Genomic DNA, 26,438 nt, shown 5'->3' on the forward strand with positions numbered 1-26,438 from the left:
TGGCATTCATAAAGCTATTAATGTAAGAACGTTATGGAATTAAAAGGATAAAATAAATTTAATTGTTCAGTAAAAAAATGAAAAAATATCATAAAATTTATATTTTCGTTTCAATTATTTCAGTCATATCAACTTCTATTTTTGCTTCTATACCTTTGCGTCTAGAGCAACTAAAAGTTAAGAATGATAACACTGAACTTAAAATCTATAAAGCGCCTTTAGGAGTCGATAGCAGTAGCGACTTTGCAGTAACCGTAAATGGGGAAGAAGCTTTTGTCTTTTATGTTTCTGAAAATGGACTTAGAAAAAAATACTTGCCAGGTGCAGATATTACTCCTGTTGGAAAAAAAGCTAAGGTCAAGAAGACGGCGCGTGAATCTTGGGTATCTTTTGAAACTACAAACAATACAAAAATTAGTGTATCACAATTAGGTGATGTCACTTCTTTAGAAAACATAATGATTGTTGACGAGTTAGCAAATCCTATACAATTTGATATTTCTGAAGGAAAAATTACGTTTAGTGCTTCAGCAGGCCATAAGTATCTGCTATTTTTAAACAACGATCTCTCTAAGCGATTAACTATTTTTGCAGAACTTCCAGAGGATGATATTCCTAATATTAATGGAATTGATACTTTCGTAATCACACCAGAAACTAAAAGAGTAGATTACGAAAACACATCCAAGAAAACACTTTATTTTGTGCCTGGGTTGCACGAAATGGGCAATCAATTTATTCTAAAACCAGGTATGCAAATATACTTAGCTGCAGGTGCCTATGTACGAGGTTATTTTACGTGTTCGCCAAATGCAAATACATTGGGCGCATCTAATGTAAAAATTTTTGGAAGAGGGATTCTGTCAAGTGAATACCATCAAGTTACAGAAGGGCCAAACAATAATTTTCTTCCTCGCCCAATACGATTTTGGACAAACTCAATATATCTAGGAGGCTTCAACAGAGAACCAGCCGACAATCAAATTGTAAAAGGAATTACAATTATCTACCCTACTCAGCAGCCCATTATGGGAAATGGAACCAATACATTAATCGAAAATGTGAAAGTGATTAATTTTGAAAAAGGATTTGGCAGCATTTGTGTAGGATCAAAATCGAAGGTAAAAGATTGTTACGTTTCTTCAGATACTCGAGTATTAACTTCTTTTGGATCAAACACAATATTTAGCAATAATATGGTGGTAGGTTTAGACTTACAGTCACCATTTTACTTTGGAGATAGAATTTTAGATGATATTGACAATGTTACTATTAAAAATTCTTCTATTGTTGGCGAAAATTGGAAAAGCCTAATTTCTGTTCATCAAGCACATTTTGGCAATATCAATAATTTTAACGCTCACAATATTAATGTTATTTATACAGGAAAAAAAACAAAGGCATCTTTGTTAAGTCTAGGTATAGGTTTTTCTCCTTATAGACGTGGCCAATACCAAGGCAGTATAAGTGACGTAACAGTTAAAGATATTCATTTTATTACGCCTAACAAATCGCTAAAAATTGGAGTGAGCGCATTTGGTTTTAGTAACGAAGCAGCAGTTCGTAATGTTAATGTAAGTAATATTCATGTAAATGGACAAGAAGCTCAATTTTTATCTACTATAGAGCAACATGCCTATAATGTTGCCATTGGAGATAAAACGATTAAAGAAGGAAAAACACCAAAAGTAAAGGTGATTAAACGTAATTTACCACTTGTGCCTGCTGTAAAAAATAGAGATAAATCTTATCCAAGAAGAGACAAAGATGGTGATGCTTATGGCAGAAATATTGCCCACGAAGTGGCTTTTGCCAATGAAAAACAACCATCTAAATCTGCGGTTCCAAAAACACTGCATGCTGCCTTTAAAAATATAGCTACAGGTGCAAGTCTTAAAGGAATTAAAACGATTGCAGCACCAAAAGGAGATTTTCTACAAACCTATGCAGCCATTAATGATCCAAGAATGTATGCTTTGCATTCACCTGATTATCGAGTAAGTGTTGCTCAGAAATCAAGCGGAACTTTGGCTTTAAATTCACCTGTTTACGAAAATATTGGTACATTAATGAGTGTTGGTAATCGAATTGTAAATCCGCCTCCAATGCTTACAGAGCACTTTACAAATTTTACGCATCGTGGTTCTGTTGAGGTAACAGTTACTATGAAAGATCGTGCGCCTTTACTGAAAGATGTGTTGATTATGCCGTCAAAATTAAATATTAAACCCTCATATTCAGAAGATCGAAGAAGTTTTACCTTTACGCTGCCTAACCCAGAATACTTGAGTATCATTGTTAATGGGGATTGGATACGTCCTTTATTTATATTCGGAAATCCACCTGAAATTTCTGTTCCAGATCCCAGTGATCCAAAAGTACTCACAATCAAGACAACAGACGATTTTAAAACGTTGGAAAATCGAAAAAAATTAGCGGATTATCGAGTTATTAATTTCGCCTCAGGCTATCATGATATCGGTTTTTTCTTTCCAATATTTAGTAATCAAACCATTTATATTTCTGGTGATTCTTATGTTGCTGGCACCATACTTGGTATGAATAGAGCAAATGTTAAAAACAATGCTTATGGAACAAAGATTATAACGAAAAATAAAAAAATATTTGAATACAATGCATTTAAAAAAGGATATCGAAATGTAGACGATTATGTATACGTGGCTCCCAATAATAAAGATTTAAGAGCATTTTTTGGAACCATACAAAATTTTACGATACGAGGGCGTGGCATACTTTCTGGTGAACAAATGGATTGGTTTAAAGGCCAAGAAGATGTACCTGGCTATATTATTGCCGTAGACCGAAATGGTAAAAATGGTTTGTTAGAAGGATTAACTTTTACAGGTAGACACTTTCATTCAGCAAATTTCTTTGGTAAACCAGCATTACTAGCCAATGTAAAAACATTATATGGTTTTCATGGAAATACGGATGCATCTCAATGGGGAATGGTAAGAAGAAACTTATTTAGTGTAGAGCAGGACGATGGAACCTACATTAAAAATGGCTTAGATATAGACGGTTGGTTTGCGTGGCAACAGAACAATGCCAATGTATTTTGTTTTACACGAACTATGCCAAGAGATGGCGAAACCCTTGGACATTCATTGATTAAAAATGTTACTGTAATTGATGGGCGTTATGGAGCTTATGGTGTTAGTAATTTAGCTAGTGAACAATATAATCCAATGCGTGGAGGTTTTTGGTTGGGCATAAATCATGATAAGAAATTCAATAATTACGGTTATATGGCAGATATTGTTTTTCAAAATATATATTTTGAAACCATTGTAAACCCACTCTTTCAATTTGCTCCAATGACCAAATCGCATTATGGTAAAATGATTGGCATAGAAAATATTACGTTTGATAATATTCAAGTGCCTATGGGACAAAACTGGAAGAGTATTTTTGGGGTTCGCCCAGAAGCATTAGATGATGTTATGCGTACTATTCGAATTAAAAATCTTTTTATTGGAGGTAAAAAAGTAATGAATTTTAGTGATTTTGCTCGTACAAGAAGCGAAGGTAGAAACTTAGAAGTAAAAATTGAATAGTTTAAAAAATCTAAAAATCTATCTAGAAAATAGGGAAATTATTGCTTAGCGTTTAAAATAAAGTGCTAGTGTAATAAAATAAAAAAGGAGAGAAGGTTGTAATTTTCTCTCCATTTTTGTGAAATACTTTATTAAAATTGGACTATACTCTATAAAACAAATTATTCCACTTTTTTATGTTGAGATTTGTACTCTGTTGGAGACACTTTGTAATAAGATTTAAACCATTTAGAAAAGTATTGTGGGTTAGAATGTCCCACAGCATAACCGATTTCAGAGATATTTAAATCTGACTGAGTTAAGAGTTGCGTCGCTTTTTTTAATCGCACAGAATCAATAAATTGTTTCCCTGTGGTTCCTGTAATTACTTTTATTTTTCTAAAAAAGGTGGAACGACTCATAGCAAAAGCATCTGCAATGGTGTTAATATTTAAATTATCATCTTCTATATGCTCGTTTACATAGCTTAGTAGATTATCGATAAACTCTTGGTCTTTGGTATTTGTTGTAATGTCTTTAGAGTCAGAATACTCGTTTGTTAAAAATAAATTTTTTAGTTTGTTTCTAGATTCGATTAAGTTTTTAACGGTTAAGCTTAAAAGCTTAATATTAAACGGTTTTGGAATGTAGTAATCTGCACCAGATTCTACACCATGCAATTGACTGTCAATATCTCCCATTGCTGTTAAAAGAATAACAGGTATATGCGATGTATTGATATCATTTTTTAGTGTTTTACACAATTCTAAGCCATCCATTTCTGGCATCACAATATCACTAATAATAATATCAGGCTGCAAATCATTGGCTATTTTAAGTCCGCTTACTCCATTTTCTGCAGTAAATATTTGATAATGATCAGAAAAATAATCGCTTATGCTCATAAGTAGTTCTGTATTATCATCTATATACAGCAGTGTTGGTTTAGTCGATTTTGATTGCTCTTTTTTGTTTTTTTCTGGTTCTAAAGAAGGAATTTCTTCCTTATCATCGTTATCATCAGTATTTAAAACAGTTGGCAAACTAGTCTCCCAAAGCATTCTATCTACCTTTTCTTCTTCAGAAAACAAGCTGTCATCTAAAGGTAAACTTAGAGTAAAAACTGATCCTTTGTGCAGTTCGCTTGTTACTGATATATTTCCTTTATGCAAATCTACTAATGATTTTGTGAGTGATAGACCAATACCAAATCCACTTACATATCTGTCGATATTACCACCTTGGTTGTAAAATCGGTTGAATATTTTTGATACATGTTTTTTATCAATTCCTATGCCTGTATCGATAACTTTAACGTTTAAAAATTGTTTGTTTTTTGATAGCTTTACTTTAATTTCTATTGATCCTTTTTCATTTGTATATTTAATAGCATTCGAAATTAAATTGTAAATTATTTTTTCAAGCGCATTTTTATCAAACCACATAAATAATTCACTTGTATAGGTTTTGATTGATAATTTAATACCCTTTTTCTTTGCCAAGCCATCGAAAGAAACTTTTGTGTTCTGTAAAAACAGCATAATATCATCATATTGAACTCTTAAATTATAATTTCCTGTTTCCATTTTACGGATGGACAATAATTCATTAGTCAACTCTAAAATACGATGCACATTTCTATCGATAGTTAACGCTTCGTTTTCTTGTTTTTGATTTAATTTAAAATTAGAAAGTAGTTTTTCTATAGAGCATAAAATAAGAGTAAGAGGTGTTCTTATTTCATGAGAAATATTAATAAAGAATTCAATTTTCGATTTATTAACCTTTTCCATTTGCTCATGATATCGATTCTTTAAAAGTTCTTTATTTTTTCTTTCAAGACGTTTTTTAGTAATCGTAGAGATTACATAAATAAAAGCAATAACAACAATAACGTATAAAATATAAGCAGGTAATGTGAGCCAAATAGAAGGTTCAATTTTTATTTCTATTGTTGAAATTTGATCGCTCGAAGTTCCATTTTCATAAATTGATTTAACTTCAAAAACATAATTTCCTTTTGGTAAATTTGAATATTCAGCAACATAATTTTTAGTGCTTTTCCAATCTTTATCAAAGCCTTTTAGTTGGTATAGATATTTTTGCTTCTTCGGATTTATAAAGTTTGGGGAGATAAAGTTGAATTTTACATTATTTTCAAAATGAGATAATGTAATAGCGTTGGTAGAATCTTTAAAATAGCGTCTTTCATTGATGTTTATTCCATTAATAATGATGTCTTTAATGTCAACACCTTCTGAAAATCCTTCTGAGACACTAAAATCGGGAGAAAATTTTGAAACACCGTTAGTACCTCCAAAATAAAGAAAGTTGTCAAAATCTTTATAAGATGCATGTTCTGAGAATTCTAAACCTTGTACACCGTCATTAATATCGTACGTGATAATATCGTTCGTTTGTTTGTTAAATTTTACCAAACCTTTATTGGTGCCAATCCATAAATTTCCTGAAAGATCACTTTTAACAGATTGTACTAAATTACTAGGAAAACCATCTTCAATCGTAAATTTTTTTATGTTGGTAATATCACCAGTATTTGATAGTTTTAAATCGATTAAACCATTTCTAGAGCCTATCCATATTTGGTTTTTATTTTCAATTAAAATATCACATATATACTCATTGGCTTGAGATTTATCTGAAGAACTGTTAATTGCATAAAAATCTTTAATCGTATAATCTTCATTCAATACAGCTTTTATCAAACCATTTGATTGACTGCCAATCCAAAGTATATTATGATGAGGGTCGTAATTTACAACGCGCATGGCTTTTAAAGAAGATATATTTAAAGGTATTTCAGATTCATAATCAATAAGATTAGATATTTGATAGTTTTCTGTTAAAGTAAAACTCATCAATCCTCTTTCGGAAGCAACCCAATATTGGTTTTCGCTGTGGGTAATAGAAAAAATTACGCTTTCTATGTTATTATTTGTCAATAATTTTTTGGCAACAAAATTGGTTTTGTCGTAGTTTATTAAATATAATCCATCAGAACTTCCAACTAAAATATGAGTATCATCTATTTTACAAAGTGAAAAAATTGATTTATCGTTGAGTAGTAGTTTTTCTACTTTAGTATTCGTAGCGTCATAAATATATAAACCTTCAAATAAAGAGCCTAACCAAAGCCTACCAAAAGAATCTTTTGTGATAGATCTAGTGTTATTAACTACAGGAGAATTAATTTTATCTTTTATTTGATAGTTTTTAAATTTTAATCCTGATTTATTTTGAAAGTAGACGCCGTTTCCAAGAGATCCAATCCATAAAGTTTTATCACGAGATTGATAGATACTTTTTATTTTTTGGGTATATAATTCTAAAGAATTGATTTTAATTTGAGATAAATCCTTTTTTTTAATTTCGTCTTCAGAAATTATAATAGTACCATCACTTCTGGAAGTTACCAAAATATTATTTTCATAATCTTTAATAATATTTGTTATTCTAGAAAATTTATTGGAGCTATTTTTTTTAGGATATATTTTGATGGTTATATACTTCCCTTTTTCCTCACGAATATGATATAAACCGTTACTACTAGTTCCAACCCATATATTAGAAAAATTATCTTTTAAAAAGGCTGTAATCGTAACCTTTTTTGATTTTTCAATCGTAATTGTATCTAAGATTATGAGTTCGTTATTAATAATTTTAGCATCTAAAACCTTATTGTCTGTAGTTAACCAGTAACTATCATTATTATCTTTTTCAAAAACTCTTAATGAACCATAATTAAATGCTAATTTTACATTAAAATCATCAATATTTTTACTGATTGATCTCGCAATTTCTTCGGTAAAAAGCTCATTTCCAGGATTAATTCTCCAAATACCTTCAGAGCTTGTTAAAATTATTTTTTTATCAATCAAATTCATAGACAATATGTTTTGATTAAATATTCCCTTTTTAGCTTCATATTTACCCAAGTTAAAGAACTTTTCAGTAATCGGATTAAAAACGGATATTCCTTGATGTGTTGCAATCCAAATATTGCCAGAAGTGTCTTGCGTAATTGCATTTATGGTGTTGCTACCCAGTTCTTTCTTGCTGTCTCCTCCATAATACGTTTCGATATTTAATCCATTGTATCTATTTAGACCATAATGGGTGCCAAACCACATGTAGCCATCTTTGTCTTGAAAAATACAAGTAACGCCGTTTTGTGAGAGACCTTGTTTATTATCAATGTTTTTAAAGTTGATATCTTGTTCTTGCTTGCCAAAAGAAAGAAATGAAAAAAAAAGGAAAAGAAGCGTAATAAAAATTTTTCTCATTAAAAAAGGATTACGTTGAGATTAAAAATGAATAAAAAATTAATGGTTTGTGCCTTAAAAATAAGAAATTTGTTCTGAGCAGAACAAATTTCTTATTTTTAATTGCTGTTTGTTTAAACAAATTACTATTTTGTGATTAAAACCGCTTTTTTGTTATCTATTATTTGAGTTAAATTAGTATTTATTGATTTTCTCAATACATCAAAATCTCCACGTTCCACTTTTAAAACTATAGAGCTATGTTTCTCTAGGTTAATATTCCATTGTTCTTTTGCAATAGTGTGTTGTTCTTTTGATTTTTGATTTGTTAATTGAGTTGTCTTAAGACCTTTTAATGAAAAGTTTTGATCAAATTCATCCCAATTAAAAAGAGCTAAATATACGCCATCTTCATTTTCTGCTAGCAGCACATTAAAAGCATCATTTTTAGTTTTTGCATGACTCCATAAATCTAAAGGAATAAAACGGTTTGCTGTTTTAAGACTAAATGCATTGCTAATAAGCTGTTTACGCTCTTCTCTTAATGTAATTAAATTATCGCTATTTATTTTGATGCCTCCGAATAACGAAATGTAGTTACTCCACATTTCAGCTTCATTTAATGTTGTATTGCCTCCAAATTTTGTTTTACCCCAAGCACGTTCTGGCTCTTCGTCGAATTTATTTCTAACAACCAAATAATCGGCATCGTTTTGAACAACTGTACTATTTAAGTAAAAATTACCTGCATTTTGAAACGTTGTAGCTTTGTAATATTCAAAAGTAGGGCTAATATCTTGCCCTGTTCTTAACCCATCTACAATGCCAAGTGTTGGTCCAAAAATAGAAGAGCAACCCAAAAAGAAACCATCGGCTATACCTTCTCTCATTGCTTTTAAACCTGCGCGTGTTCTTTCTACACTGGTCATTGTATTATCATAAGCCAGTACTTTAGTAACCGCATTTGAATTTCTATCGTTCTTTACAGCGTGTTCTGCTAGAATACTTTCTAAAAGACCATAACGCATAAAATCAATTTTAAAATAGCTATAACCCCATTCTGTACGAATAGTTTTTAAAGTGTTTTTCATGTAGTCGCAAACAGCTGGATTGGAAAAATCAAAGTAAATATATTCCATAAAAGTATCACCTTTATCGATAGCTAAACAGATGGTTTCTCCATCTTGATCTTTTAAAAACCAGTCTGGATTTGTTTTATATAGGTCAGATTTTTTATCAGCTCTAAATCCATCAAGATGAATACCTGCTCTAAAACCTTTTGATTTTGCATAATCTGCAATGGCTTTCATACCACCTTGCAAATTATTACGTACGCTTAAATAATCGCCTCTATCTGTCCACCAGCCACCATCAATCTGAATAATATTTGCATCTTTTTCTTCTAAGGCAAGTTGGTCTATATTTTTAAGAACATCTTTAGTGTTATAAACTCTTCCGTAATAATCCCATGTAGACCAACCTTTTAGTTGCAGTGGCGCTTTAGGTTTTATGTTTTGTTCTTTCGCTATTTCTTCTCCATATTTAAATAATAAATCTTGCCACGAATTATTGCTGTCCAATAATATTTTTTCAAATTCAACGGTTTCTCCTGGCTCAATTGGTTTGCCTTCGCCATTCGCTTTTACAATAATCCCCTTTTTTTCATCATAATGAATATAAGGTAAGAAAGTGTTCCAACTAAGAATTCCTGTAATAGAAAATTGATCGTTTTGGAGTTGCAACATTTGGTAGGTTCCACTTTTACTTTCTGTATCTGTTGTTAAGGTTTGATGAATTGGCGTTCTGCCCATACATGTGCCACCAAAAACTACCTTGGTTTTATTGGAAGCCATTTTTGGAGGGCTAATCACAATATTTAATGAATCTAGGTAGTCTATTTTGTCGCTATTATTTTTAAATAAAATGCGAATATACTTTTGACCATTATTGTTTTTTTCAATTTCTACAGTAGATGAAATACTACTATGAGATGTATACAAAATAACGTCAATTTTACTTTCTGTTTTGTTGTTACAGCTCGTAAAAAAAATGATAAAGGCCGCTAAAAAAAGCGTGTTTCTAAATAAATTTAACATGGATTGTTTTTTTTCAAAAATCGTTACAATTATTAATTGCTATACAACATTTATGTTTCATTGATGATGTTGTTTTGTCTCATTACACGTTTTATGACCTATTTAACACGCTTTATCTACTAATGTTTTGATCTAAATATTAGTAGATAAAGAAATATTAAACTCTAAATTATTTAATTTTAAAACCTTCAGGGTTTTGCTGTAAAGAGCTAGTGGATATCGCTAAAAACGGAATAGGTGTAATGTATTGCTCTTTTCCAGGTAGTCTAACAGGGAGTACATTTTCTGCAGGATCTCTTAACGCTGCAATTTCCTCTAATTTTTCAGTTCTAATCAAGTCAAACCATCTTTTGTATTCTCCGGCTAATTCCCAACCTTTTTCGGCTAAAATTTCATCTGGGGTAGCAGACCCTACATCTATAGTTGGGTTTGGGGTTGAGTAATCAAAACCAGCAGCTCTTCTTTTTACTTGATTTAAAGCTTCAATAGAACTTGCTGTTTCACCAATTCTTGCCTGTGCTTCTGCATATATTAAAAGAACTTCTGCGTACCTATATAATTCTCTTGCTCTAAAATCAAAAACTCTATTCGCTACAGTTAAATCGGCAGTAATAGTAAATTTTTTGTACATAGGATGTTTTCGTTGAGATTCTTGCCAAGGCTTTGTTGCTGGATCTAGAATAATAATATTTCCTCCAGAAACACCTCTTTGTGGTATTTCAGTGTAGAAAGTGGCATCTTTTCTTGGGCCATCAGGAAAATCATTAAAGAATTGTAATTCTGGAAAGGCATCAGAAAAACCTCTTGATTCATGAAAGCTATGCGCTGTTGCGTAATTAGACCTAATGTTTTCAGATTTTGAAAATTGTACAGAAAAAATAGATTCGCTACTATTTTGACTTTCTAATAACCATAAATTATCAATCGGTAACAATGTAAATGCTCCTGAATCAATAATTTCTTTTGCTTTGTTTGCTGCTAGCTGGTATTTTGTGTTATCTTTAACAGGCCAGCCAGCCCAAGTTAAGTACAAATCTGCCAACACTGTTTTAGCAGCCGCAGCAGAAACTCTACCAAAATTTGCAGTAGACCCAGCAGCAGGAAGATTGGCTTCGGCTATTAATAAATCAGCCTCAATGTGCGCATAGTTTTCTAATACAGTTGCTCTTACTTCTTCTCCAGTAGGTGTGGTTTCATCTAAAATAATGGGCATATTCCCATGAGTTCTTACTAGATTTAAATAAGATAATGCTCTAAAAAAACGTGCTTCTGCATCGCCTACTGCTATGGCTTCTTGTGATGCAGTAGAGGTTTTAAGTCCATTAATCAAGCTATTAGAAAAGTAAATTGTTCTCCAATAATTATTCCAGCCATGATCTAACCAAACTATATTAGCATTTTCTCCATTTCCATAATCAAACCTATCAAATACTCTAAGAGGCGCTTTGTTTCCTGCTTCCCAGGTAGTAATATCATCTGCTCCATAGGTTGGTGTTCTTAAAAAATGTGGATCGGCATGTGTTATCAACACTTGTCTATAAATAGAAGTAAGCGCTGTTTCAATGTCTCCTTCCGTTGCTAAGTTTTCTATACTTATTACTCCTGATAAGTCTTCTTCTAAAGGAATACAAGAAGTAATTATCAATATATTTACTGATAGAAATAGTATTATTTTATTTATTGAAATTTTCATAATTGTTATTTAAGAAGTTAAAATCCAACTTTCATTCCAAAAGAGAAAGTTCTATTAATTGGGTATGTATTGATGTCTATTCCTAAATCTACATCAGATTGTCCAGTTGCAGTAGATTCAGGATCAAAACCAGTATAGTTAGTAATGATGAATAAATTTTCTGCATTTACATATAATTTTAGTTGATTTAAACCTATTTTGTCTAAAACATCTTTGTTTACGTTATATCCTAAAGACACATTTTTTAGTGATACAAATGAGCCGTCTTCTAAGAATTGGGTAGACAATAATTCTGTTCCATCTCTTTGAGCTGGAATATTACTTGGATTTGTTGGTGTCCAACGATTATTGTAGTCTGCATGTGTTGCGTGGAATTGTTGTGCTCCTAATGCCATCATACGACCTCTTTGAAAATTATAAATATCATTTCCTTGAGATCCTAACAAAATGAAGTTTAGGTCAAAGTTTTTATAGCTAACATCCCAGTTCCAACCCCAAGTAAAATTAGGATTACCATTTCCAATGGATGTAATATCATCTGTAGTTATGCTTCCATCGTTATTAATATCTCTATATTTTGCGTCTCCTGGAACCCTTCCAAAAGCTGCTGCCTCTGCTTCTTCGCCTAATTGATAAACACCTTCAAAGATATATCCTCTAAAACTACTAATAGGTTTTCCAACTTCTACTCGTGTTGGGTTTACTGGGGTGAAATTTCCTGCAAAGCTATTTCCTAATTCAAGAGCATCAATACCGTCAATAAGAGAAATTACTTCGTTTCTGTTGCTTGATAAGGTAAATGTTGAGTTGATCTTCCATTTGTCGTTGTCTAAAATTCGTGCTCCTATAGTAAGATCAAATCCTTGGTTTTGAACCTCACCAGCATTAATAGTTTGCACTGTAGGCCCCACAAAATCTGGTAGTATTCTTTCTAGTAATAAATCTTCTGTATTTTTTCTGTATAAATCTAAAGAAACAGTTAACGCAGAATTCCATAAACCTAAATCAAAACCAATATTCGATTGTCTGGTTGTTTCCCAAGTAAGATTTGGGTTTGCTAATCTATTAGAAGGGGCTAAACCAACAAATAAGGCACCACCTGTAAACGGATAATTTACATTGTCTCCAAGTATAGGTAATGATCTTGTTGCCAATGGATCTATGGCTTGACTACCAATGATACCATAACTTAATCTCATTTTTAAGTTGTTAATAGTTTCTGAGTTTTCTAAAAATTTTTCTTTAGATACATTCCACGCAAATGAACCTGAAGGAAAAACTCCCCATCGATTATCTTCTCTGAATTTACTTGATCCATCACCTCTTACAGAAACAGTAAACAAATATTTATCAAGAAAAGAATAATTTATTCTACCCAAAAATGATTGCAAGTTTTCATTGGTATTTGAATTTTGAACAGCTTGAATAGCAGCTAATGATACATCTTTATAACCGGTTTGATCTGTAAAGAAGTTTTGAGCATCTATGATCTTATTTTCTCTAAGCACTTGCTGTTGTTCATGTATCGCATCAATTTTAAAAGAATGATCTGGGTTTTTATTCCAAGTATAGGTAAGTCTATTTGTATTTTGAATTCTGGTAACAAAAATATCCTCAACTTGTGCAACACCAATATTGTTAACAATTCGCGGTATGTATCTGTTATTGTTTCTGTCAAAACGGTCTATACCACCCGAAATATTTAAATCTAAGTTTTCAAGGATGTTGTAATTTACATAAGAACTTACAGTAAACCGATTGTTAAAATTATTTCGAATATTGTTTTCTGGTTCAATTAAAGGATTTAAGAGACCATTCCCAACTCCAGGAATAAGAGGTATAAAATTATATTCTCCTGCATCATTAAAAGCGGGTGTAGTTGGATCCCAAGTAAGACCAAAAGCAATATTTGCTCTTTCTCCAGATAGTTCTTCTCTGCTTGCAAATGTATTTAGACCTACTTTTATTTTATCGGTTAAATTTGCATTAAGATTAGATCTTAAGGTATACCTTTTATAGTTTTGATTAATAATAGTTCCTTCAGATTCAAAGAAGTTACCAGAAATAAAATAATCAATATCATCGCTTCCACCACTTACAGAAAGTTGTGCATTAATAGCCATTGCTTGTGTGAATAAGCGGTTTTGCCAATCTTCGCCTCCACCTTGTCTCAATGCGTTGATTTGATCTTCTGAAAAGAATGTTGCGTTTTCTGCAAAATTTACACCTTCTGCAAACTGAGCAGGTGTCATCATATCAATTTTTTGAACAACGTTAGAGATACTTGTAAAAATTTCTAGGTCAACTTTTGCTGGCCCGCTTCTTCCTGTTTTAGTAGTTATTAAAACAACTCCATTAGCTCCTCTAGACCCGTAAATAGCTGTTGATGAAGCGTCTTTTAATACCTCCATTGATTTTATGTCGTTTACATTCAATGAATTTATATTTCCTACAACAAGACCATCTACAACATATAAAGGATCGTTATTACCAGAAATCGAGTTAGAACCACGAATTCTAATTTTAAAGCCACTTCCAGGAGCACCACTTGTTTGGTTTACTTGAACTCCAGCCGCTCTTCCTTGTAAAGCTTGGTCTATTTTTGTAATGGGTTGTTTTTCGAAATCTTTCGATGATACTGAGGATAAAGCTCCTGTAACATCAGATTTTCGTTGACTTCCGTAACCGACTACAACAATTTCATTTAGTAAAGAGGCTTCCTCTTCTAAGGTAATGTTTAGATTGATACTTTTAGTAATTGTTTTTTTTACCGTTTTATAACCTAATAAACTGATAGTAAGTTCAGTTGGATTGTTTTTTAGTTTTATTTGAAATTTCCCATCAAAGTCAGAAATTACGCCGTTTTTGGTGCCACTTTCAATAATATTAACACCTGGCAACGTTTCACCTGTGGTGTCTTTAATAGTTCCATTAACGGTAGTTTGAGCAAAGGTAGATGCACTTGCCCAAAGAATAAAGCAAAATATGGAAATTGGTGTTTTCCATACACTGAATAATTTAAGTCTCTGTTTTTTCATAATGTTTGTATGATTAGTTTTAAGTTTTAAGATGTTAATTCATAGTGCAATTTGATACTTAAATAATTGTTAGGTTAATTAGAATAAGTTCGTTTTATCATAAATGTATTTTAAATAGTTAGTATTTTGTTTCTAATTTCTAATAAATTGCAATTATGTAATACTTCAATTCATAAAATAATGCTTGTTTAAGAATTCATAACTAAAGATTGACTATTAGTAATTACTTAATTTTCTAATCTTTTTTTTAAACTTAATCGTTATTATTTTAGGTTAATTTATTGAATTAATAATTATATGGTCGCAAGTTCAGAGATTAGTTGATCAAGTCCAAGTATTTTTTGTGTCAAAACCGAGGTTTTTTTGTGTCAAGTTGAAGTAGCTGTCTAATTCTTTTATAAAATTGTATCTAATATCGTCACTTAAACTGCAGTTTTATAATTCCTCTCCATAATAGTATGCTTGTTTTTGCAGTAAACTTAGATTTTGACACATTTTGGAGGGGTTCTTGAACCTTAATCTATATATGTTTCGATAAAGAAGTCTTTAGATTTGTATAGGATGTGTTATGATAGATTATTTTCAAATATTAATCACCATAATTTATAACTTAATAGAGAATAAAAATTTAAATAAATGAAATTAAATAATGGTTCTAACTTTTTAATCTGTTTTGTGCTAATGCTCTTTATAGTGTCTTGTAATTCAAGTCAAAAAACATTGTATAGCAAAGAAAACCTTGTTTTAACAAAGAATCGACTGTCAGATGGTTTGGGGTCTTTTTCGGTAAAGGATTTACCAAATGTAACTCCAAAAACAAATCTCAGATTAGTAGATGGCGCAACACCAATTATGGCTAAAATGTTTAACATCGCTGTACATGATATAGAGCAAAATATTGTAACAAACGAATATGGTAGCTACTTTGCAGCCGGCAGACGATACACAGACAGAGTATACACCAGAGATATTGCTTTTGCTGGAATTTTAGGGTTAAATGCCCTTTTTCCTGAAAAAATGAAACAATCTTTAAAAATTACCAGAGAAGTAAGAGGTAAATTAGGGTATAAGGTTTCGGAAGAACATGTTGTTACTGAGATAAATGTGCCATGGGATGCCATTACTAAAGATGAAAAAAAGATAATGGCACAGTATAAAACCAATAGTTATACAAGACGAACGGATGATGTAGTTTGGATTTGGGCTGTAGACCATCTGTTTGAACTAAACCCGGAGTTCGCAGATTGGGCTTGGTTTTATGAAACAGGTAAAGAAAATTTTGAGCGTTTTTATGAGCCTTGGTTTGATGCTAGTGATGGTTTGTATAGAGGGCAGCCAACCTTTCAAGACATTACTTCTACAGCTTACCCAAAAAACATGTCTATTGCAGATTGTGTTTTACTTAAAAGTACCTCAACAAATGCGATGTATTATAAAGCCATGTTAGCGATGGCAAATGCTGCCAAAAAAAATAATTTATTTGACGAAGCTAAAACTTGGGAAAATAAAGCAATCAATCTTAAAAAAGCCATCAAAAAAGAATTGGTTTTGCCCGACGGAACTCTAACGTATTATAAAGATCGTAATGGGCATCTCATGAAAAATCAACATAACCTAGGAACAGCTTTTACTATTTTATTTGGAATTTTGGAAGGTGATGATGCCAAGAAAGCCATTGATTTATATCCGATGACAGATAAAGGTACTCCGTTGATTCATCCTTTCTTAGAAGATAACGAAGGAGATCATAATAGAGCATCTTGGCCGTTTTGTGACACTTTTTTTATTCAAGCAAAAGAAATAACAGATCAAAAAGATTATACAGGATATAATGCAGCAATTTTAGCTAGAACCTTAGGGACTAAAATTTCTGATAAGCGGAAAAAAAATTGGGGTGGTTTTGGCTCTTTTCACGAAAAAGTAGAACTTCCAGGAGGCCTTATCTCAGGGTCTGGACAACAACTTTGGACATCGGCAGCATTTATAAATATTTGTTTGAGAGCAAATTTGATAAATTTAAAAACAAAGCCTTAATATGAAACCATTTCATATCTTATTATTTTGGATTTCTTCACCTCTTGTTCTTTTGTCTTGTGCACATCCAAAAGTAACATCGCAAGAGAATTCTAACAAACCAAATATTATTTTAATTATGGTTGATGATATGGGATACTCAGATTTAGGTTGTTATGGTGGAGAAATAGAAACTCCTAACTTAGATAAAATGGCCGAAAAAGGAATTCGTTTTACACAAATGCACAATACTTCCAAATGTTTTCCTTCTAGAGCAACGCTGCTTACAGGATTGTACGCACAGCAAGTGGGAATGGGTATAAAACCAAAAAAATTCAAGAACTCCATTAGTTTAGGTGATTTACTAAAGTCTGAAGGATATAGTACCTACTTTTCTGGAAAGAATCATAGTGAAACAAGTTTATTTAATTTCGGATTTGATCATGTGTATGAATTCTTTGGAGGCGCCACTAATCATTTTAATCCAGGAAAACAAAGAAAGGGAGAACCTGAACCTATTTTTAAAGGTGGCCCCAATGTTTGGAATATCGATGCAAAAAAACACAAACCTTATACCACAACATCCGATTTCTACTCAACCGACTATTTTACAAAATACGCCATGTCTTTTATAGAGGATTCTGCGGAAGATCAGAAACCTTTTTTTCTTTATTTAGCCTATACAGCTCCTCACGATCCTTTAATGGCATGGCCAGAAGATATTGCTAAATATAGGGGGAAATACAAAGTAGGGTATAAAGCGATACGAGATGCGCGCTATAAAAAAATGCTAGACTTGGGGATGGTAGACGCAACTATGAAATTATCAACACAAACGACCAAAGATTGGAATTCCTTATCTGAAGAAGAAAAAGACAGCGAAGATTTAAAGATGGCTATTTATGCTGCCATGATAGATCGTATAGATCAAAACATTGGAAAATTATTAGACAAGCTAAAACAAACTGGAAAAATAGAAAACACCTTAGTATTATTTGTTTCAGATAACGGTGCTAGTGGCGAAAATGCAGAACGCAATCTTCAACAAGAGAATGCAAGAATCGGAGGAGAACTAGGTAGTTTATCTTATTGGGGGTCTTTGAAGCAAGATTGGGCAAATGTTAGCAATACTCCATATCGTTTGTATAAAAATGATAGTTATGAAGGTGGAATTTGCACCCCATTCATAGCGTATTGGCCAGGGGTTATAACGAATGAAGGTTCCATTAATAATGCACCTATGCATTTTGTTGATTTTATGGCAACATTTCAAGACATTACCAAAGCTACATACCCTAAATCATTTAGAAACCAATCTATTGTGCCAATGCAAGGAGTAAGTTTTCTACCTGCGTTACTTGGTGATCAAATTCCAAAACGAGAAAAACCAATTTTTTGGCAATGGGCAAAAGGAAAAGCAATTCGCTCCGGAAAATGGAAAGCAGTGGCAAAAAGAAATGCATGGGAACTGTATGATATGAATACAGATAGAAATGAAACTACTGATTTAAAAGACAAGTATCCCAAGAAGTTTCAGGAACTAGTTAACGAATATAATACATGGGAGGCATTAAATGTATCTTATAAAAACACAAAAAAATAACAAGTAATAAAACATTTTTTTAATCAACCATTAATAACTTAAACAGAACAACATGAAATTACATCGAAGTATTAAATTATTCATCTTGCTGTTTCTCGGCACCTTACAATATGCTAGTGCACAGCAAATAAATTTGAAAGGTGTTGTTACTGATGCTAGCAAAAATCCCATACCAGGGGTTTCAATTCTGATCCTTGGCGAAAAACAAAAAGGAACCATGACCGATTTTGACGGGAAGTTTGTTCTTCAAGTAAAAAAAGGAAATAAGTTAAGATTTTCATACCTAGGCATGCAAGAAAAAGAAATCTTAATTACCAATCAACAAACATTAAGTGTTGTATTAGATGAAGGTGTAGAATATTTAGATGAAATTGTCATAATTGGTTATGAATCTGTAAAACGATCCGATTTAACAGGTAGTGTGTCTTCTATAAAAGGTTCAGATATTGTGAAACAAGCAACACCTAATTTGGCATCGGCCCTTGTCGGAAAAGCTTCAGGAGTATATGTACGGAACACTGGCTCTGAACCAGGTGGGGGTACTTCCATCAAAATTAGAGGCTTAAATACTATTAATGGTACTGGAGAACCCTTATACGTGATTGATGGAATTTATGCCGAAGATATTAATTTTTTAAATCCGACAGATGTTGAATCTATTGAAATTCTAAAAGATGCATCAGCAACCGCAATTTATGGTTCTAGAGGAGCAAATGGAGTTGTTCTGATTACAACGAAAACAGCTAAAAGTGGCAAAACAAGAGTGTCTTATGCTCATTTTTATGCTTACAAAGACATGGCAAGAAAATTAGATCTTGTAAATGCAGAGGAGTATGCCACATTATTTTATGAAATGAAGGCCGCAGAACCCAATATTATTTTACCAGAAGAAGAAATTCCAGGATTTCCAGAAAATGATCCTGATAGTTGGTCTAATGGCTCTGATTGGTTACAAGAAACAAGACAATTTTGGGCCTTGGCGAATCATGATTTTAAAATTAATTATGGTTCAGATAGTTCTGCATTGGGTTTTGGGGTGAATTATGTAAAAGATGACGGAGCCTTTAAAGGGCAGAGTTATGAAAGACTTACCATAAATTTTAATGGTAAAGTAAATATTTCGAAAGCGATAGAGTTTGGCTATTCAATGAATGGAGTTCGTACAAATTTTGATCAACTAAGAGATGGTCAAAGAGCCATAGCCGCTATTTATGGAACAGCGCCAGTGATTCCAATTTATAATGAGGATGGATCCTATAATTTTAACAATGTAATAGGAGAACCCAATCAATTTGAAAATCCACTTTCAAGACTTGAAAATTCGATTGATTTAGATCAAACAGATCGAGTATTGAGTAATATGTTCGTCAATATAAAGTTTGGCCAAGGTTTTAAATTAGCGGCAAGTTTAAAGTATAATTATAGAAATAGGGAAAGAAAAAGTTATCTACCTAGTAATACATTGGAGGGTGCTCAAACCAATGGGGTGGCCAATATAAACAGTCAAAAAGTAGAAGACATTACTAATAACTACATCCTTACAAAGTCTTTAAAACTAAATAAACATAATTTTACTTTTTTAGGAGGTATGGAAATTGGTAAGAGAACAGGAACTTCTCAAAATTCAGGAAATATAACCCAGTTCAATACCGATCTTTATGGACCCTTTAATTTAGGAGCTGGTGCTTCTATAGAAGGGTATGATTCTGAAAAAAATCAAGAAACTTTATTAGGTTATATTGGAAGGATCAACTATAAATATAATAATAAGTACTTTCTTACATTAACCGCAAGGTATGATGGCTCTTCTAAGTTTGGAGCTGAGAATAAATGGAACCTTTTTCCAGGAATTGCTTTGGCATATGACATGTCTAAAGAAAAATTCCTAGCCAATAGCGAAGTTGTTTCTAGTTGGAAATGGAGACTAAGTGCTGGTCAATCTGGTAGTTCAAGTATTCAACCTTATCAATCTCAAGGATCAATTTTTAATTTAGGTCTTTCGGCAACTGGACCTTCTTATGTATTTGGCGATAATGTTATCCAAGGAGAAGTTCCACAAAGTTTTGATAATCCAAATTTAAAATGGGAAACTACCACACAGTATAACTTGGGAGTGGACATTAGCTTATGGAGAGGACGCTTTAATTTTAGTGCCGATATCTACCATAAAGCTGTTTCCGACTTATTATTAAGAAACTTTCAGTTACCCGGTGTTTCTGGTTTTGATACCACAACCGTAAATGCTGGCGATATGGTCAATACGGGTGTTGATATTAGTTTTGGAGGTAATATTTTAAAAAAAGGGGATTTTTCTTTTTCCTCTAACGTAGTTTTTTCACATTATAAAAATGAAGTAACCAAATGGATTGGTGAAGGGCAATTGATCCGAGAATCTAGATATACAGGGTATGCAGGTGAAGGCTATGCTTATGGCGTTTTTTGGGAAGTGCCTCAATTAGGTGTTTTTCCTGACCAAGCAGCTATTGATAATTACACCTTTACGGATCCTGACACAGGAGTCATCACTATGATTCAACCGGTTTCTGTTCCCGGTGATATTCAATATCAAGATACCAATGGCGATGGAAGAATTTCAGCAGATGATAGAACAAAAGTAGGATCTCCTCATCCAGATTTTACCTTGGGTATGGGTTTTGATTTTAAATATAAAAGATGGTCTTTAAATACATACATTAACGCTGTAGTTGGAAAAGATATTTACAATGCCTCTAACGAGCAATTAATGGATACTCATTTATTTAGTACCGTTAAATGGAACAATTCTTTTGGTGATGCCATTACTGCTTCCTCTAGAATGTTAAATCGTTGGACACCCGAAAATACAATTACCGATGTTCCTAGGATGGGCTCTAAAGGATATGATGGCGTTTCTGCAAATTTAAGTAATGTAGAAAATGGTGATTTTATAAGATTAGAAAACATCTCCTTGACGTACGCAATCCCAACTGAAAAGCTCAAAAGTATTTCAAACCTATCTGTATTTGGTAGTGTTCAAAATGCTTTTTTAATAACCAACTATTCTGGTACAGATCCTGATGCAAATCAGGTTACACCTGGGGGTTGGGACACAAATCAAGGAGCTGGTGTTATGGGCTTTGAAAGCTTTGGATATCCGCGTCCTGTAATTTATACCTTAGGATTTAATATTAACTTTTAAAAATTTAGAAAATGAAAAAAATATCATATCTAATGCTGATTTTTTTATTCGTTTCTTGTTCAGATTATCTTGAGGAAGAAGTGTTTAGTTCATCGCAAACTTCAAATTTTTACCAAAATGAGCAACAAGGTATATCTGCCTTAAATGGAGTATATGCTGCCTTACGTGAAACTTATTTTTCTTATAGAAACGATTATCAATTTGCTCAAATGTTAGAGGGGCCTACAGGAACGGTTGTTCAAAATGGCTTATATAACGATATGAACTACAGCGATACACAACTTAAAAATATTGGAGAAACTTGGGATAGAATGTGGGTTTGTGTTAACAGAGCGAGCACACTCATTAGACTGCTTAAAGTAGAAAATATTGAAGAATCTTCCGTGAAACGAATTCTTGCTGAAGCTAAGTTTTTAAGAGCAGTATGCTATTTTAACCTTGTAAGAATGTGGGGTCAAGTACCTATCATGAATGGGGTTACTTCTTTAGAGGAAGGCTACCCAGTTAAATCTTCTGAAAGTGATGTTTATAAATTTATTATCGAAGATTTAAAATCTGCAGCACAAGATTTGCCAAAATGGAACGAGTATTCCTCTTTAGGACAACCTTCAGCTTCAGGTACTTTGTTGAACAACTATCAAAATTATGAGCCAGGAAGGGCAACAAAAGGTGCAGCACAAGGTATATTAGCAAAAGTTTATTTAACAATTGCTTCATCGATAAATTCAAATGCCAATAGGTTTGATAATGCATTTGATATGAATGAGATGTATACAAATGCCAAAATGATGTGCGAAGAAGTGTACAATGGAGGTCATGGTTATGGATTGATTGATAATTACTTTGATGTTTTTCAAGAAGAGAATGAGAACGGAATGGAGGATATTTTTTCGATTAATTTCACGGAGGGTACAGATGTAAAAGTAGGAAATTCATTAGCCTCAGTTACAGGTATTAGAAGAGCTGGAATTTTATCTGAAGAAAAACAAACAATGCGCGCTGAACCGTCCTTTTTAGAAGAGTTTGATGATGCAGATGAGCGTAAAGAAGCTACGTTCGTATTAAGGTACTATGATAAAAATGAAAATTTATTAACATTTGAGAATCGTGATTATCGAATTTTACCCTACAAAAAATACTGGAGTGACTATCAATTATCACCAGATAATATACCTATGGTAAGAACAACATATCAATGGAATACAAGTCCATTAGTAACGGGTCATTTTGGTGATGACATTCCAGTATTAAGATATTCAGATTTGTTACTTATGTATGCTGAGGCATTGCATGCATTAGGAGATGATGCCTTGGCTTTAGAAAGAGTGGCAGATGTTAGAGAAAGAGCAAATTTGGGAAGGATTATGCCTCCTGGCGATGTTTTAGAATTGATTATTTCGGAAAGACGAAGAGAACTTTGTTTTGAAAATCAATTATGGTTTGATTATTTAAGATTGAATTTAACACCTCGTTATCGTCCAGATTTAGCAGATAGTAAATATAAATACTTTCCAATTCCTGTTGCTGATCTTATGTCGTATCCAGGTTTAAGACCACAAAATCCAGGTTGGTAGTATTTTTTATTGAAAATTCTAATTAAAAATAGAAACCACTTCTAAAACAACATGTATAATAATATAAATAAAAAAATGTCCTATTGCTTACGCTCAATAGCATTTTGATATGTTTTCATGCAAATAGCGAAATTTTCATTTTTCTTGAGACAAATTCATATCATTTTTGAAATAAATAAAATGTACTGATATTATTTTTTTTTGATTTTATTTGAACATTCGTAATAAATAAATCGTAGATGCTATAATAAAAATGGAAAAGTTATCCAATCAATTGGTAATTCTGTCTTTCTTGCACACTGTCCAAATTAAAAGAAAATGAGATGATTTTTAATAATACGTGATAACCATATTAATAAGTTGAAAAATGAAAAATACAATTACTTTACTAATACTTTTATGTGTTTCAATTAAGCTTTATGCACAAACAAATATTCCGCTTACAAATCAAGATTGCGATAATGGAGCAACACTAACGGGTACAAGTCCTTTTACCAATGTCCCTGGTTTCTCAGTTACTCAAAGCATTGGTTCAACTATTGATCCTGCCACAAGTGGTGTTGTAAATGGCGAATTTGTTGTTAATATTACCTCAAGTTCTACTGTGCAAGGAGATCTTCTATTTGAGACGGACAAGGCAGATATAAGTACTTTTGATACTTCTGAGGTTTTCACATTTACTTGGCAAATGAAAACGATTAGTTTAACCGATAAAACATCACCATACAATATTATTGCAAAATTTTATGATGAAGATAATGAAGATGTTACTGGAGCCTGTACTTTTTCTATCATTAAAACCAAAGGCGACTACAAGTCTGGATCTGCAAATACATTTCAAACAAATAAAGTTGTGGTTGCAGTACAACCAAATGCTAATGGTAAAAACGCAAAATATATTACGTTGCAAGTTCAGCTAGGTAAACTATTTGATGGTGTAAATACAGGAACAGGAACAGTAATATTTGATAGCTTTACACTTGGAAGCCAACCCGAGAATAATTTTGTATCGGGAAATACAGCAGTACCCATTAGTTATTATGGGTCATGGGATCGAGGAGGAGCGATTGATGATTATTCAGATCCAAAATACGATTATATATTAGGCATAGAAGCAAATCCACATTGGGAGGAGATCCAACCTACAGGTCCAGATAGTTTTGATTTTTCTGAATTTCAAGTAGCTCTAGACAACGCGTATACTTATAACAAATTAGTAAAGCTTAGCATCAATGTGGGGCCAGATTCGCCTTTATGGATTTACCAGAATGGGGTGCCTTTAGCAGAAGGTGTCGACGAAAATACGAATGAGCCAAATTGGCCATATTATTTAGATCAAGATTATAAAAATTATTATTTTAAGTTAATAGAAGAATTCTCACTCTTTTTAAGGAATCAACCGGACCATATTTTCGAGCGTATTGCATTTATACAAGTAAAAACAGGTGCTACTGGTGATGAGGCGCCGTATAAAGGAACTCCTGACGATAGTCAATATATCATTTCTGATCAAGATTGGGAAAAATTTCGCATAGAGTCATTTGAAGTATTTAAGCAATATTTTAATGATGTAAGTGACCGTAAAGTAGTATTGCTTTTTAATAATGTAGATCCAGCCAAATACCCTGAAGCTTATAATTGGGCAATGACTGAGATAGATCCTGAAATTGGATTCGGGATAAAAGGAGGTGCATACAATAGAGGGCATCATCTAAGTGATGAACAAACCTTTAAAGAGCAATGGCTGCCATTTTTAGTGAATCCAAAAGGGATGAAGCTGTTTTCGGCCTCTGAAATGGATCAATCTTGGCAAAAGCCTATTTTTAGCATCAATACCGAGCTAAGTTTTTATTGGGCAATTTTATCCTCTATAAATACAGGGGTATCAACTACAAATATTACGGCTAGTGCTATAAAGTATATTTATGAGCACGATGAAATTAGAGATATGTACAAAATGTACAATAAATATGCACAACAAGTATATCCTAAAAACGCAACTGCAGCTATATCTATTTTTCACGAAGGTTTAAATTCTGCCAATACCGAAAAATTTTCAGAAAGTATTTATGGGAATGCTAGACAAGGAAATACAGATCGTTATGAAGCTATATGTAATATATACGCAGCAGGAAGAGGTGCCAAGATGGACGATTTATATGCAGCGACAAGAGGTCAGGTTTACCAGCGTAAGGAGTCTCAAACTGGCTATAATGATTCAGGTTGGGAAATTGCTGAAGGAAACTATGAGCGTTTCTTATATCAGATTGATCCTGACAATACCTCTATTGGTTTGTTTAGAGTACGAGGAGAAATTGATGCCACCTCTTCGAAATACGACCGTTTTGCGCGTTCTTTTGAACATAGTTCAAATAGAAATGCAATGTATTTTAAATTTGATGATGAAATGTTCACTGAAACAAGGCCTGCTAGCTTATATTTTAAAATAACATGGCTAGATAAAAATGCAGGTTCAACATGGGCATTAAAATACAAAGATGGAAATATTGAAAAGACCGCTCTTGAAATTACGGGACAAGGCACGAATGAATGGAAAACTGAACAAGTAACCATTAATGACCTATCATTAGGTGGAGTTGGCTTAAAAGGTGCTGACTTTACACTGGTAAATACAGATGCTGTAGATGACATCTTTCATGGTATTGAAATAGATATTGAGCGCTTAACGCTAAATATTAATGATGATTTGAACAGTGTACAAGACAGAATTACTGTATATCCTAATCCTGTAAGATCTGTACTTTCTTGGAATAATTTAAACGAAATTTATAAAGTATCTGTTTTTAATGTTATAGGTAAAAAAATTAAAGAATTGGAGAATCCAAAAGGCAATTCAATAGATTTAAGCGAATTAACTCGAGGTATTTACTTTGTTCAGTTTTATAATAAAAACCGAAGTACTGTTACTAAAAAAGTAGTGAAATATTAAGAGTTAATTGATAATATCTGAATATAGTTTAAGAACTATTTTTGCTCTATTTATTTGATTATTAGTTCATTTTGATGATGAATTATAAAATAAATATCGAATTCTTGCCAATAGTTCTTTTAATGTCTCTCCATTTCACAATAATTCAGACGAATATATTAAAGTGTTATTTCTAGCATTTTCTATGACATCATTTTCTTTATCTAAGGCTTCCATCGATGTTTAATTCTAATTACTTGAAGTGCATCTAAAGCTAACTTCTGCACTTGAAATCTATCGATAACCTGAGTGGTTTGTGGAAATGATTTTTTGACGATTAAACCTATATTTCCAGACATGTCCAAAGTAACCTCCTTTACTTTTTTTCTTTGTTTTAAATGTATTTTATGTAGAACTCTGATTATTGATTCTGCTTTAGTTGTACTTTTCATGGCAATTAAAGTTTTTTTTAAC

At 32.4% G+C, this 26,438-nt stretch carries 11 protein-coding genes (1 of these 11 only partly in view); 6 read left to right on the forward strand and 5 right to left on the reverse strand.

Going from position 1 to position 26,438, the window contains the following annotated elements:
- The first annotated feature begins 77 nt into the window (after window positions 1-77).
- Entirely contained in the window at window positions 78-3,578 is a 3,501-nt protein-coding gene (locus P161_RS0112400; RefSeq protein WP_026777284.1) for a hypothetical protein, read from the forward strand.
- Between the two features lie 161 nt (window positions 3,579-3,739).
- Here P161_RS0112400 and P161_RS0112405 read toward each other — a convergent pair whose 3' ends face one another.
- The 4 genes from P161_RS0112405 to P161_RS0112420 form a co-directional block, all read right to left on the reverse strand.
- Entirely contained in the window at window positions 3,740-7,861 is a 4,122-nt protein-coding gene (locus P161_RS0112405; RefSeq protein WP_026777285.1) for a hybrid sensor histidine kinase/response regulator transcription factor, read from the reverse strand.
- Window positions 7,862-7,986: 125 nt separating this feature from the next.
- Window positions 7,987-9,936, reverse strand: a complete 1,950-nt coding sequence (locus P161_RS0112410; protein WP_026777286.1) for a glycoside hydrolase family 36 protein — start codon at window positions 9,934-9,936, stop codon at window positions 7,987-7,989.
- 169 nt (window positions 9,937-10,105) lie between these two features.
- Complete coding sequence (locus P161_RS0112415; protein ID WP_026777287.1) at window positions 10,106-11,629, reverse strand: RagB/SusD family nutrient uptake outer membrane protein; 1,524 nt, start codon at window positions 11,627-11,629, stop codon at window positions 10,106-10,108.
- A 17-nt stretch (window positions 11,630-11,646) separates the two neighbouring features.
- Entirely contained in the window at window positions 11,647-14,667 is a 3,021-nt protein-coding gene (locus tag P161_RS0112420) for a TonB-dependent receptor (RefSeq protein WP_026777288.1), read from the reverse strand.
- 636 nt (window positions 14,668-15,303) lie between these two features.
- On the opposite strand from P161_RS0112420, the gene P161_RS0112425 reads away from it, so the two are divergent.
- The 5 genes from P161_RS0112425 to P161_RS18535 all read left to right on the forward strand — a co-directional run bounded on the left by P161_RS0112425 (window position 15,304) and on the right by P161_RS18535 (window position 25,985).
- The gene (locus P161_RS0112425; protein WP_026777289.1) at window positions 15,304-16,701 is read left to right on the forward strand and encodes a hypothetical protein; all 1,398 of its coding nucleotides are present in this window, start codon (window positions 15,304-15,306) and stop codon (window positions 16,699-16,701) included.
- 1 nt (window position 16,702) lies between these two features.
- Window positions 16,703-18,283, forward strand: a complete 1,581-nt coding sequence (locus P161_RS18530; protein WP_051605739.1) for an arylsulfatase — start codon at window positions 16,703-16,705, stop codon at window positions 18,281-18,283.
- Between the two features lie 52 nt (window positions 18,284-18,335).
- Window positions 18,336-21,461 carry a TonB-dependent receptor gene (locus P161_RS0112435; RefSeq protein WP_026777290.1) on the forward strand — a complete coding sequence of 1,042 codons (3,126 nt, stop codon included), beginning with the start codon at window positions 18,336-18,338 and terminating at the stop codon, window positions 21,459-21,461.
- A gap of 11 nt (window positions 21,462-21,472) precedes the next feature.
- Window positions 21,473-23,035 (forward strand): RagB/SusD family nutrient uptake outer membrane protein, encoded by a 1,563-nt coding sequence (locus P161_RS0112440; protein ID WP_081817030.1) that lies wholly within the window; start codon window positions 21,473-21,475, stop codon window positions 23,033-23,035.
- Window positions 23,036-23,402: 367 nt separating this feature from the next.
- Window positions 23,403-25,985, forward strand: a complete 2,583-nt coding sequence (locus P161_RS18535; protein ID WP_051605740.1) for a T9SS type A sorting domain-containing protein — start codon at window positions 23,403-23,405, stop codon at window positions 25,983-25,985.
- A gap of 203 nt (window positions 25,986-26,188) precedes the next feature.
- On the opposite strand, the gene P161_RS19130 is transcribed toward P161_RS18535, so the two are convergent.
- On the reverse strand, window positions 26,189-26,438 hold the 3' portion of the coding sequence (locus P161_RS19130; RefSeq protein WP_081817031.1) for a transposase. It continues 62 nt past the right edge of the window; only the last 250 of its 312 coding nucleotides appear in the window; its start codon lies beyond the right edge, outside the window; its stop codon occupies window positions 26,189-26,191.

The sequence above is a fragment of the Polaribacter sp. Hel_I_88 genome, assembly GCF_000687935.1.
Classification (GTDB): Bacteria; Bacteroidota; Bacteroidia; order Flavobacteriales; family Flavobacteriaceae; genus Polaribacter.

Excerpts from the sequence above, each read along its gene's own strand:
- P161_RS18535 (WP_051605740.1), top strand. The coding sequence starts at position 23,403 with ATGAAAAATACAATTACTTTACTAATACTTTTATGTGTTTCAATTAAG.
- P161_RS0112435 (WP_026777290.1), top strand. The coding sequence starts at position 18,336 with ATGAAATTACATCGAAGTATTAAATTATTCATCTTGCTGTTTCTCGGC.
- P161_RS0112415 (WP_026777287.1), bottom strand. The coding sequence starts at position 11,629 with ATGAAAATTTCAATAAATAAAATAATACTATTTCTATCAGTAAATATA.
- P161_RS0112425 (WP_026777289.1), top strand. The coding sequence starts at position 15,304 with ATGAAATTAAATAATGGTTCTAACTTTTTAATCTGTTTTGTGCTAATG.
- P161_RS18530 (WP_051605739.1), top strand. The coding sequence starts at position 16,703 with ATGAAACCATTTCATATCTTATTATTTTGGATTTCTTCACCTCTTGTT.
- P161_RS0112410 (WP_026777286.1), bottom strand. The coding sequence starts at position 9,936 with ATGTTAAATTTATTTAGAAACACGCTTTTTTTAGCGGCCTTTATCATT.
- P161_RS0112400 (WP_026777284.1), top strand. The coding sequence starts at position 78 with ATGAAAAAATATCATAAAATTTATATTTTCGTTTCAATTATTTCAGTC.
- P161_RS0112420 (WP_026777288.1), bottom strand. The coding sequence starts at position 14,667 with ATGAAAAAACAGAGACTTAAATTATTCAGTGTATGGAAAACACCAATT.
- P161_RS0112405 (WP_026777285.1), bottom strand. The coding sequence starts at position 7,861 with ATGAGAAAAATTTTTATTACGCTTCTTTTCCTTTTTTTTTCATTTCTT.
- P161_RS0112440 (WP_081817030.1), top strand. The coding sequence starts at position 21,473 with ATGAAAAAAATATCATATCTAATGCTGATTTTTTTATTCGTTTCTTGT.